Source organism: Streptococcus danieliae, assembly GCF_009767945.1.
GTDB classification, from domain to species: Bacteria; Bacillota; Bacilli; order Lactobacillales; family Streptococcaceae; genus Streptococcus; species Streptococcus danieliae.
Genome location: NZ_WSRS01000057.1, coordinates 1 through 12,332 on the forward strand (window position 1 = coordinate 1; position 12,332 = coordinate 12,332).

The 12,332-nt window shown below is 43.6% G+C and carries 10 protein-coding genes; 7 read left to right on the forward strand and 3 right to left on the reverse strand.

Translation table 11 applies throughout. The features are described from left to right. On the forward strand, window positions 1–360 hold a 360-nt coding region (locus E5983_RS06540), incomplete at its 5' end, for an IS66 family transposase (RefSeq protein WP_160332181.1). 150 nt (window positions 361–510) lie between these two features. Here the strand turns inward: E5983_RS06540 and nrdF are convergent. From nrdF to nrdH, 3 genes are all read right to left on the reverse strand, one after another. Next, window positions 511–1,470 carry a class 1b ribonucleoside-diphosphate reductase subunit beta gene (gene nrdF / locus E5983_RS06545; protein WP_160333079.1) on the reverse strand — a complete coding sequence of 320 codons (960 nt, stop codon included), beginning with the start codon at window positions 1,468–1,470 and terminating at the stop codon, window positions 511–513. 59 nt (window positions 1,471–1,529) lie between these two features. Then, on the reverse strand, window positions 1,530–3,689 hold the full coding sequence (gene nrdE, locus E5983_RS06550; protein ID WP_160333080.1) for a class 1b ribonucleoside-diphosphate reductase subunit alpha: 2,160 nt from the start codon (window positions 3,687–3,689) through the stop codon (window positions 1,530–1,532). A gap of 71 nt (window positions 3,690–3,760) precedes the next feature. Next, window positions 3,761–3,979, reverse strand: a complete 219-nt coding sequence (gene nrdH, locus E5983_RS06555) for a glutaredoxin-like protein NrdH (RefSeq protein WP_160333081.1) — start codon at window positions 3,977–3,979, stop codon at window positions 3,761–3,763. 308 nt (window positions 3,980–4,287) lie between these two features. Here nrdH and E5983_RS06560 point away from each other — a divergent pair, with 308 nt between their 5' ends. From E5983_RS06560 to glgA, 6 genes are all read left to right on the forward strand, one after another. Then, window positions 4,288–4,551: a phosphocarrier protein HPr gene (locus E5983_RS06560; RefSeq protein ID WP_135035680.1), complete on the forward strand. Its 264-nt coding sequence runs from the start codon at window positions 4,288–4,290 to the stop codon at window positions 4,549–4,551. Between the two features lie 4 nt (window positions 4,552–4,555). Next, a complete protein-coding gene (gene ptsP / locus E5983_RS06565; protein WP_160333082.1) occupies window positions 4,556–6,289 on the forward strand; it encodes a phosphoenolpyruvate--protein phosphotransferase in 1,734 nt (577 codons plus the stop codon). Between the two features lie 211 nt (window positions 6,290–6,500). After that, window positions 6,501–8,432, forward strand: a complete 1,932-nt coding sequence (gene glgB / locus E5983_RS06570; RefSeq protein ID WP_160333083.1) for a 1,4-alpha-glucan branching protein GlgB — start codon at window positions 6,501–6,503, stop codon at window positions 8,430–8,432. Window positions 8,433–8,480: 48 nt separating this feature from the next. Beyond that, window positions 8,481–9,623 carry a glucose-1-phosphate adenylyltransferase gene (locus E5983_RS06575; RefSeq protein WP_160333084.1) on the forward strand — a complete coding sequence of 381 codons (1,143 nt, stop codon included), beginning with the start codon at window positions 8,481–8,483 and terminating at the stop codon, window positions 9,621–9,623. Further along, window positions 9,613–10,752, forward strand: a complete 1,140-nt coding sequence (gene glgD, locus E5983_RS06580) for a glucose-1-phosphate adenylyltransferase subunit GlgD (protein ID WP_160333085.1) — start codon at window positions 9,613–9,615, stop codon at window positions 10,750–10,752. Before E5983_RS06575 ends, glgD begins: the two co-directional genes overlap by 11 nt. Continuing rightward, the gene (gene glgA, locus E5983_RS06585) at window positions 10,749–12,176 is read left to right on the forward strand and encodes a glycogen synthase GlgA (RefSeq protein WP_160333086.1); all 1,428 of its coding nucleotides are present in this window, start codon (window positions 10,749–10,751) and stop codon (window positions 12,174–12,176) included. Before glgD ends, glgA begins: the two co-directional genes overlap by 4 nt. Window positions 12,177–12,332 lie beyond the last annotated feature (156 nt).

Here is a 12,332-nt window from a genome sequence, read left to right on the forward strand (position 1 = left end):
TATGTCTTACCAGAATCCAAGTTAGGCCGTGCTCTCAAATACAGTTTGGATTATGAGTCCACATTCAAAACTGTACTGGAGGATGGACGTCTCGTTCTATCCAATAATTTGGCAGAAAGAGCAATCAAATCCTTAGTAATGGGGCGCAAGAATTGGTTGTTTTCCCAGAGTTTAGAGGGAGCAGAGTCTAGTGCGATTATTATGACTCTAATTGAGACAGCCAAACTCCACCAAGTGGACAGTGAAAAATATATAGTTTTCCTACTAGAACATTTACCAAACGAGGAGACTCTCGAAAAAAAGGAGGTTCTAGAGGCTTATTTACCATGGGCAAAACAAATACAAGAGCATTGTCGTTAAAGAAACCTCCAAGATTCAAAGCAAGCTGCTTACAATCTTGGAGGTTTTTTGATGTACCCTGTTATTGGGCGCTTACCTTACTTCCTTAGGGAATCGGGAATACACAAAAAGTCACTCGGATTTTGAGATCTGAGTGACTTTTTTGTGTGCTTATAATCCGTAGAGGTAGTCGTCGTCTTCCATAGCTTCAACTTCTCCAAGGAGGTAGCCGTTTCCGACTTGGCTGAAGAAGTCGTGGTTGGAGGTTCCCGTGGAGATTCCGTTCATGATGATTGGATTGACATCATCAGCGGTATCTGGGAAAAGGGGATCATGACCTAGGTTCATGAGCGCCTTATTGGCATTGTAGCGGAGGAAGACAAGGACTTCCTCTGTCCAACCGACGGTATCGTAAAGGGAGCGGGTATAGGCCTCTTCGTTTTCATAGAGGGTATAGAGGAGGTCATACATCCAGTTTTTGAGATTTTCTTGTTCCTCTTCGGCTAGTTCTTTAAAACCGAGTTGGAATTTGTAACCGATGTAGGTGCCGTGAACGGACTCATCTCGGATAATGAGTTTGATAATTTCAGCGACATTGGCTAGTTTGTTATTCCCCAAGTAGTAGAGGGGAGTGAAAAATCCTGAATAGAAGAGGAAAGTTTCCAAGAAAACGCTGGCGACTTTTTTCTCAAGTGCTGTTCCGTTTTCATAAATTTCATTGATGATTTGGGCTTTCTTTTGCAGGTGAGGATTGGTATTGGTCCAGTCAAAGATTGCCTCAATTTCTGCCTTGGTGTTTAAGGTTGAGAAGATGGACGAGTAAGATTTGGCATGGACGGATTCCATAAATTGGATGTTGTTGTAGACGGCTTCTTCATGCGGAGTCCGGATATCGCGGCGGAGAGCCTCGATCCCGGTTTCAGACTGCATAGTATCCAGAAGGGTTAGTCCGCCAAAGACCTTGCCGACTAGGTCCTTTTCTTGGCTAGACAATTTTCGCCAGTCATCCAAGTCGTTGGAGAGGGGGATTCGAGTATCCAACCAGAATTGCTCGGTTAATTTTTCCCAAGTTGACTTGTCGATGACATCTTCGATGTTGTTCCAGTTTATGGCTTCGTAATAGGTTTGCATGGATGCTCCTTTGGAAGTGGTAATGAGGAGGGCGACCTGCTCATTGTTGATAATATTTTTTAGATCACACAGCTTTCACATTGGTTAGCACCGACTTCAGCGCCATCGTCGGTGAAGGTGCGGATGTAGTAGATGGATTTGATGCCCTTGTTGAAGGCGTAGTTTCGGAGGATTGATAAATCCCGAGTGGTCTGTTTGGTCTCTTTTTTCCATTCGTAGGTCCCTTTTGGAATATCACTACGAAGGAAGAGGGTGAGGGAGAGCCCTTGGTCAACGTGCTCTGTAGCAGCTGCGTAGACATCAATGACCTTGCGCATATCCATGTCATAGGCGCTGGTGTAATAGGGAATCGTATCGGTTGAGAGTCCTGCAGCTGGGTAGTAGATTTTCCCGATTTTCTTCTCTTGGCGCTCTTCAACTCGTTGGGTGATGGGGTGGATGGAAGCAGAGACGTCGTTGATGTAGGAGATGGAGCCGTTAGGAGCTACAGCCAAGCGGTTTTGATGGTAAAGTCCATCTTTCATGACAGCCTCCTTGAGGGCTTGCCAATCTTCTTTGCTTGGGATGAAAATATCCTTGAAGAGCTCTTTTACCCGCTCCAATTTTGGTTGGTAGTCCTTTTCCAAGTATTTGTCGAAGTAGGAGCCGTCCGCATATTTTGATTTTTCAAAATGCGTAAAGACTTGACCGCGTTCACGCGCAATTTGATTGGATTCGACCAAGGTCCAATAGTTCATCAAAAGGAAATAGATATTGGTGAATTCCAAGGATTCCTCTGATCCATAATGGATGTAGTTTTGAGCCAGGTAGGAGTGAAGTCCCATCGCACCAAGGCCGAAGGTGTGGGCCTGGCGGTTACCGTTAACGACAGATGGCACAGCTTCGATATTGGAAGAGTCTGTGACGAAGGTCAGAGCCCGGGTCATGGTCCGAATGGATTGACCAAAATCAGGAGAGGTCATCATATTGACGACATTGGTAGAGCCTAGGTTGCAGGAAACGTCAGTTCCAAGATGCACGTAGTTTTGGGCATCGTCAATGAAACTTGGCTCTTGTACTTGAAGGATTTCTGAGCAGAGGTTACTCATGACGATTTTTCCATCAACAGGGTTGACCCGGTTGGCGGTATCGATATTGATCACGTAAGGATAACCGGACTCTTGCTGGAGTTTGGAAATTTCAGTTTCCAAGTCCCGGGCCTTGATTTTGGTTTTGCGGATACGGGGATTAGCGACGAGTTCGTCGTATTTTTCAGTAATGTCGATGTAGCTGAAGGGAAGACCGTACTCTAGTTCGACAGAATAGGGACTGAAGAGGTACATGTCTTCGTTTTTCCGTGCCAGTTCGTAGAATTTATCTGGAACTGTGATTCCCAGAGATAGGGTTTTGACACGAATTTTCTCATCCGCATTTTCTTTTTTAGTGGATAGGAATTGTAGAATGTCTGGATGGAAGATATTGAGGTAAACCGCTCCAGCTCCCTGGCGTTGCCCCAATTGGTTGGAGTAGGAGAAGCTGTCTTCAAACAGTTTCATGACTGGTACAACACCGGATGCAGCCCCTTCGTAACCTTTGATTGGAGCACCCGCTTCGCGGAGGTTGCTCAAGGAGATGCCGACACCACCACCAATCCGAGAAAGTTGCAGAGCGGAGTTGATGGAACGTCCGATAGAGTTCATATCATCCGTTACTTGGATCAAGAAACAAGAAACCAATTCTCCCCGGCGAGCACGACCTGCATTCAAGAAACTTGGTGTGGCTGGCTGGTATCGTTGGTGAATAATTTCGTTAGCAATGTTTTTGGCAATTCCTTCATTCCCGTCAGCAAAATAGAGGGCATTGAAGAGTACCCGTTCTTCCATACCTTCTAGGTATTCGTTGCCATCATTTGTTTTCAAGGCATACTGGTTGTAGAATTTGTAGGCTGCCATGAAAGATTTAAATTGGAATTTTTGATCCAAGATAAACTGATATAGTTCTTCAATGAAAGTTGGTTGGTACTTCTGGATAAAGGCTGATTCCAAATAGTTTTCCTGGATCAAGTAGTTAATTTTTTCCGTAATAGAAGCAAATGCTTTGGTGTTTGGAATTACATTTTCTCTAAAGAAGGCTTCCAAAGCTTCCTTATCTTTATGGAGCATGATTTGTCCATTGATTGGCCGGTTGATTTCATTGTTTAAACGAAAATAAGAGACATTTTCTAAATCTTTAAGACCCATGTGGGATCTCCTTTCAAGTGCTGTATTCAAAATGAGGAGGCAGGGGTCTAAACCCTGCCTCACGCGATCCATTAAGCTAGTTGTTTTAGTAGACTAGGCTGGAAGCCAGCGAAGTTTCCTTTTGGGGAAACAATAACTGGAGCTGCTGCGAAGCCCATTTCTTTGACTGTTTCAATGTATTCAGGTTCAAGATCGAGATTGATTTCTTTATAAGATACACGATTTTCGTCTAAGAATTTTTTAGTCATGCGGCATTGCATACAGTTATTTTTTGAATAAACAGTTACCACAAGGGTACCTCCTTCTCGTTTTTGAGTATGGAAATAGTATAGGGGAAAGCCCTATTTTTGTCAACATTTTGTACTTATAAAACACACAAGCACTAGATGTAGTGGTTTATTTTTTTATATCTTGATAATAGCAAGGGTAGGGGTTCTTTCCTTAACAAAATCTTGTATAGCCCCATCCTTTTTGAGACTGAAAAAGTTCCTTTTTTCTGAAAGCGTCAATTTTTTCTTGAAAAAAAACAATACAAATGGTATAATTTCTAATTGTAAGGGTTATCAAAACCTGAGAATAAATTAAAAGGAGAGTCATCATGGCTTCTAAAGATTTTCACATTGTAGCAGAAACAGGAATTCACGCACGTCCAGCAACACTTTTGGTGCAAACTGCAAGCAAATTTGCTTCAGATATTACTTTGGACTACAAAGGTAAATCTGTAAACTTGAAATCCATCATGGGTGTTATGAGTCTGGGTGTTGGCCAAGGTGCTGATGTAACAATTTCTGCTGAAGGTGCTGATGCTGACGACGCAATCGCAGCAATTTCAGAAACAATGGAAAAAGAAGGTTTGGCATAAGGAGATGACAAATATGCTTAAAGGAATCGCGGCATCTGATGGTGTTGCTGTTGCTAAGGCATATCTACTTGTCCAACCTGATTTGTCTTTTGAGACTGTTTCAGTTGAAGATACAAATGCAGAAGAGGCTCGTTTAGATGTTGCTTTAGAAGCTTCTCAAAACGAGCTTTCTTTCATTCGTACTAACGCAGTAGATAGCCTAGGTGAAGAAGCAGCACAAGTTTTTGATGCTCACTTGATGGTTTTGGCGGATCCAGAAATGATCGGTCAAATCAAAGAAACAATTCGTGCGAAGAAGGTCAATGCTGAGGCAGGACTAAAAGAAGTGACAGATATGTTTATCACTCTCTTTGAAAATATGGATGACAATCCATACATGCAAGAGCGTGCTGCAGATATCCGTGACGTAACCAAGCGTGTCTTGTCCCATCTTCTGGGTGTGCGTTTGCCAAACCCAGCTGCGATTGATGAGGAAGCAATTGTGATTGCTCACGATTTGACTCCATCAGATACAGCCCAGTTGAACAAAGAATTTGTTAAAGCCTTTGTAACCAACATTGGTGGACGGACAAGTCACTCCGCGATTATGGCTCGGACGCTTGAAATTGCGGCTGTTCTTGGAACAAACAATATCACTGAAATTGTTAAAGATGGCGATGTACTCGCTGTTAACGGTATCACTGGTGAAGTTGTGATCAACCCATCAGAAGAAGTGATTGCAGCTTTCCAAGCGGCTGGTGAAGCTTATGCCAAACAAAAAGCAGAATGGGCTCTTTTAAAAGATGCTCAGACTGTGACAGCTGATGGTAAGCACTTTGAATTGGCAGCCAATATCGGTACTCCAAAAGATGTTGAAGGGGTTAACGAGAATGGTGCGGAAGCTGTTGGTCTTTACCGGACTGAGTTCCTCTACATGGATTCGCAAGACTTCCCGACAGAAGATGAGCAATATGAAGCTTACAAGGCTGTATTGGAAGGAATGAATGGTAAACCAGTTGTTGTTCGGACAATGGATATCGGTGGAGATAAGGAACTTCCTTACTTTGATTTGCCAAAAGAAATGAATCCCTTCCTTGGTTTCCGTGCTCTGCGGATTTCTATTTCTGAAACTGGAAATCAAATGTTCCGGACTCAGTTGCGTGCACTTCTTCGCTCTTCTGTACACGGTAAACTACGGATCATGTTCCCAATGGTTGCGCTTCTATCTGAATTCCGAGCAGCGAAAGCTATCTTGGAAGAAGAAAAAGCCAATTTGTTGGCTGAAGGTGTAGCGATTGCAGACGACATTCAAGTTGGTATCATGATTGAGATTCCAGCGGCAGCGATGATTGCAGATCAATTCGCCAAAGAGGTAGACTTCTTCTCAATCGGTACCAATGACTTGATTCAGTACACCATGGCTGCAGACCGGATGAATGAACAAGTTTCCTACTTGTATCAACCATATAATCCATCTATTCTTCGTTTGATTAACAATGTCATTAAAGCAGCACATGCTGAAGGTAAATGGGCTGGTATGTGTGGAGAAATGGCAGGAGATCAACAAGCAGTTCCACTTCTTGTCGGAATGGGCTTGGATGAGTTTTCAATGAGTGCCACTTCTGTGCTTCGGACTCGTAGCTTGATGAAGAAACTAGATACTGCAAAAATGCAAGAAATGGCCAACCGTGCTCTAACAGAGTGTGGAACGGCTGAAGAAGTTCTAGAACTCCAAAAAGAGTACGTAGAATTTGACTAATCATATCAGATAAATGAAACTGGATTCGGCTTTTCCCGGGTTCGGTTTTTTTGTGACTTTCCTTTTTTGAAAATGGGAAAATGACAGTTGGTTATTTTCAGACAATTGTTTTGTTTTTCCTAAAAATGTTGTATAATAACTTGTGAAATTACTTGAAATATAGTAAAATATTTTTATAAAAAAGCGCTTACAAAGTAGAAAGGGTGATCATATGGATTATCGCGAGGCTATGTGGACTTTTGGTATCGGTGAAAATTACAATCTTCAAGAATACCTGGGTGTTCATCGTGAAAATGATGGATATAGCTTCCGGGTGTGGGCGCCGAGGGCTCAGATGGTTTATGTCATAGGGGACTTTACCCAGTGGCAAGAACAGAGGATTCCCATGGTTAAAAATGAAGCGGGAGTCTGGGAGGTTTGGACCGATCTAGCCCAAGAAGGGCAGCTGTATAAATTTCAAGTGGAGAGACAGGGCGGGCAACTGGTTGATAAGATTGACCCTATGGCTCGTCTCTTCGAAAAACGCCCTGGAACCAGCGCTGTGATCTACACCCTGCCAGACAAGGATTGGCAAGACCAGGACTGGTTGGACCAACGGAAGGCTCTGGGCTTTAAGGGAAGGCCGATTTCCATTTATGAAATTCACGCCGGTTCTTGGAGGACTCATCCAGATGGACAACCGTATACGTTTAAGGATTTGCAACGCGAGCTGATCCCCTATCTGCAGGCCATGAATTATACGCATGTGGAGTTTATGCCCTTGATGACCCATCCCTTGGCTGAGAGTTGGGGTTATCAGTTGATGGGCTACTTTGGCTTAGAGCAATCCTATGGAACACCGGAAGAGTTTCGGGATTTTGTGGAGGCCTGTCATTTAGCAGATATTGGTGTATTAGTAGACTGGGTACCGGGGCATTTTACCATTAATGATGATGCTCTGGCCTACTATGATGGGACGCCGACCTACGAGTATCAAGATCATCACAGGGCCCATAATTATGGCTGGGGTGCTCTGAACTTTGATTTAGGGAAACCCCATGTTCAATCCTTCTTGATTTCCAGTATCAATTATTGGGTGCAGACCTTCCACCTAGATGGGGTGCGGGTCGATGCCGTGAGCAATATGCTCTATCTGGATTATGATCAGGGGCCTTGGACCCCCAATGAAGATGGAGGCAACCTCAATTACCAAGGTTTCCATTTCTTGAAAAAATTGAATCAAGTCATGAAGACCTATCACCCTGAGGTGATGATGATTGCGGAAGAGGCGACCAGCTATACCCAGATTACCGGAGAGGGAGAAAATTCCCTGGGCTTCGATTACAAGTGGAATATGGGTTGGATGAATGACATCCTGCGCTTCTATGAAATGGACCCGATTTACCGTAAGTATGAGTTTAATCTTGTGACCTTTAGTTTTATGTATATCTTTAAGGAAAATTACATTCTGCCCTTCTCCCATGACGAAGTCGTCCATGGGAAGAAGAGCCTCATGCATAAAATGTGGGGGGATCGCTACAACCAGTTTGCCAGCTTAAGAAATCTCTATACCTACCAAATTTGTCACCCGGGTAAAAAACTGCTCTTTATGGGAAGTGAGTGGGGACAATTTTTGGAATGGAAGTCCCAAGAAGCATTGGAATGGGGGGACCTAGGAGATGACTTAAACGGGCGGATGCAGCACTTTACCGCAGGGCTCAATCGTTTCTACAAGGATGAATTTGTGCTCTGGGATATTGATGATTCCTATGATGGGATTGAGATTATTGATGCCGATAATAAAGATGAAACAGTATTGACCTTTAGTCGGAAGAATGAAGAAGGGTCAGAATTGATCTGTGTCTTTAATATGGCGCCCGTTGAGAGACAGAACTTTACCATTGGAGTTCCTACTCCAGGCCTCTACAAAGAAGTCTGGAACAGCGAGTTGCAAGAATGGGGCGGTTCTTGGTTAAATCACAACCCAGATACAGCTAGTCAAACTGGCCAATGGAAAAGCTACAAGCAGAGCTTGAGCTTTACCTTACCAGCTATGGGGGCTGTTATCTGGAGAAGGATAGCGAAATTTGAAGAGGAAGAGGAGGAAGTTGTACCGGCACTCAGTGAAGCAGAGCTTCTGCCAGAAGAGTCTGTGGAGAGTTAGACGTTGCTTTAATGGAATTAGAATTTGTTGAATAAGGAGGAAATCTAAATGAGAGATGAAATGTTGGCCTTAATCCTAGCCGGAGGGCAAGGAACACGTTTGGGAAAATTAACAAAGAATATTGCCAAACCCGCTGTTGAATTTGGCGGTCGCTATAGAATTATTGATTTTGCCCTGTCCAATTGTGCGAACTCCGGCATCCAAAATGTAGGGGTCATTACCCAGTACCAACCCCTGGCTCTGAATACCCATATCGGAAATGGATCCAGCTGGGGCTTGGATGGTATTAATACGGGTGTGAGCATTCTCCAGCCTTATTCAGCAAGTGAAGGCAATCGCTGGTTTGAAGGAACCAGTCACGCCATCTACCAAAATATTGACTATATCGATAGCATTGACCCAGAATATGTCCTCATCCTGTCTGGAGACCATATCTACAAGATGGATTATGACAAGATGCTTCAGGCCCACAAGGATAACAATGCCAGTCTAACAGTCGCTGTATTAAATGTTCCGCTGAAGGAAGCTAGCCGTTTTGGGATTATGAACACGGACTCCAATAACCGCATTATTGAGTTTGAGGAAAAACCTGAAAATCCAAAAACAACCAAGGCTTCCATGGGAATTTACATCTTCAACTGGAAACGTCTCCGCAATATCCTGGTAGCTGCAGAAAAAGGTTCTGTCGAAATGTCTGACTTCGGAAGCAATGTTATCCCAGCCTATCTTGAATCTGGCGAAAGTGTCTACGCCTATGAATTTGAAGGCTACTGGAAAGACGTGGGAACCATTGACTCCTTATGGGAGGCAAATATGGAATACATTTCTCCAGCTAATGCCTTGGATAGCCGTAACCGTCAATGGAAAATTTATTCCAAAAACCTTATCTCACCACCAAACTTTATTGGCGAGCATGGTTCGGTCGAAGATTCATTGATTGTGGACGGTTGTCATGTGGATGGTCAGGTGAAACATTCGATTCTGTCGACGAATGCTCAGGTGAAAACAGGAGCAGTGGTTGAGGACTCAGTGATTATGAGTGGAGCTGTGATTGGCGCTGGTGCGGTGATTAAAAAAGCGATCATCGGTGAAGGTGCCGTGATTAGTGAAGGCGTGGAAATTGACGGCAGTGAAGAGATTGCGGTTGTAGGATATAACGAAGTAGTGGGGGTACCAAAGGATGAAGATTGATAAATATTCAGCGATTCTTGTAAATACAGTTGGTCGACATGACATGGGGAAACTGACTGAAAACCGTCCTTTGGCGACTCTTCCATTCGGAGGAAAATACCGGTTAATTGACTTTCCACTTTCAAGTCTAGCTAATGCAGGTGTACGGAGTGTTTACGGTATCTTCCAGGAAGAAAACATTTCATCGGTCTTTGACCATATTCGGTCTGGTCGCGAGTGGGGCTTGTCGACGCTCTTGAGCCATTATTACTTGGGCTTGTATACAACCGATGCCGATTCCGATTACGTGAAGTCTGAATACTACGAGCAGTTGTTGACTTACCTTCACCGTTCGGGTAGCGATGTGACAGTTGTTTTGAATAGTGATGTTTTACTTAGCGTGGACCTTAGACAGGTCTTCCATTTGCACCAAGCGACAAAACGGAAAATGACTGTCATCTACAAGAAACTTCCGGCTAGTGATATTGCCGGCAACAACTCGATTTTGAGAATTTCCAGCCATGATATGGTGACTGACCATGAGTTGTTTGAAGATACCCTGCCTCAGGAAGTCTACAATATGTCAACTGACATTTTCTTGGTCAACACGAAACTTCTGATTGCAGCGATTGAGAAGGAGTTGGAGGAATCTAATCCTCGTAAGATTCGCTACCTACTTCGTGATTTTGCGAAAGAGATTGGTGCCTTTGCTTATGAATATACCGGTCATGTTGCTAATATCTACTCGGTTGAATCTTATTACCGAGCAAATCTAGACATGATTGACCAGCAAAAATTCAACTCGCTCTTTAGTCCAAATCAGAAGGTTTATACCAAGGTTAAAAATGAGGAGCCAACTTATTATGCGCCAGGTTCCAAAGTGTCACTATCTCAATTTGCATCAGGAAGTATTATTGAAGGAACTGTTGAAGGATCCATCTTATCACGGAACAATCGGATCAAGGCTAATGCAGTTGTGAAGGACAGTCTGCTATTCCCACGGGTGCTGGTTGGAGAAGGCGCTCGGGTTGAGTATGCGATTGTTGATAAGGAAGCAAAAATTGCACCTGGTGTGACGATTCGGGGACAGAAAGAAAATCCAGTCGTTATTGAAAAAGGTCAAGAGGTTACAGAGGATATTATTAGATGAGAATTTTAGTTGCAGCGGCAGAAGGAGCACCCTTTTCAAAAACAGGTGGTTTGGGAGATGTGATTGGAGCACTCCCTAAATCCCTGGTTAAAAAAGGCCATGATGTGCGTGTCGTCTTGCCTTATTATGACAGCGTTGAGGCCAAGTTTGGCAAGCAAGTTGAAGATTTGGGTTCTTACGAGGTCTCAGTGGGTTGGCGCCGCCAATATGTTGGGGTCAAGTATCTGGTCTGGGATGGTGTTCCAACTTATTTTATTGACAACCAATACTATTTCTTTAGGGGACATGTCTATGGCGACCTTGATGATGGAGAACGCTTTGCTTTCTTCCAACAAGCAGCCTTGGAGTTGATGGAAAAGATTGATTTTATTCCAGAAATTCTTCATGTTCATGATTACCATACAGCCATGATGCCCTTCCTTTTACGAACCAAGTATGCTTGGATTGAAGCCTATCGTGGAATTAAGACCGTTTTAACCATTCATAATCTAGAATTTCAGGGACAATTTGACCCTCAGATGTTGAGTGAATTATTTGGAATGGGTTTGGAAGATTTTTGGAATGGTTCGGTGCGTTGGGGCCAAGATTTGAACTGGATGAAAGCGGGAATCACCTATGCCGATCGGGTAACCACAGTATCTCCATCCTATGCTCAAGAAATTCAGACGCCAGAGTTTGGGTGTGGTCTGGATCCTTTGCTGCGGCATGAAAATTGGAAGCTGTTTGGTTTTGTAAACGGGATTGATACCGATCTCTACAATCCAGAAACCGATCCCCATTTGTCTCATCATTTCACAGCCTATGATTTAAGTGGCAAGGCTGCTAATAAGGCGGCTCTGCAAGCACGGCTGGGTCTACCACAGCGACCAGAAGTTCCGTTGATTGGGATGGTCTCACGCCTGACCTATCAAAAAGGATTTGATGTGGTCGTTGAGGAACTGCATCAGATTCTCCAACGGGATGTTCAAGTGGTTGTGCTAGGAACCGGAGATCCTCGCTTTGAGCAAGTCTTTTCTTGGTTTGGTCAGCATTATCCTGAAAAAATGGTGGCAGCCATGACCTTTGATCCAGCTCTAGCTCAGGAAATTTACGCAGCCAGCAATCTGTTCCTGATGCCGAGTCGTTTTGAGCCTTGTGGTCTGTCACAAATGATGGCCATGCGTTACGGCAGTCTACCAATTGTTCATGAAGTTGGGGGCTTGCGTGATACAGTTCAGGCCTACAATCCAGTGAATGGCTCTGGAACAGGCTTCTCCTTCAATAATCTAAGTGGTTATTGGTTGACCTGGACTATTGATCAAGCGATTTATTTGTATTGGAATCAAAAAGATGTCTGGTACAATTTAATGCAGGAAGCTATGCACCGAGATTTTTCTTGGGATGCAGCTAGTCATCCTTATAGTGATTTATACAATTGGATGTAAACTAGAAAAGGAGGTTGAAAGCAGCCTCTTTTTTTCGTGAAAAATCAGCTATTTTTCGTAAGCGCCCAATAACAAGGTATCTTCCGATAAAGTAGAAATCTAGCTATACTAGTCTCAGAAAACATGAGTAGAGGAGATTGGTTTAGTGGATGCGAA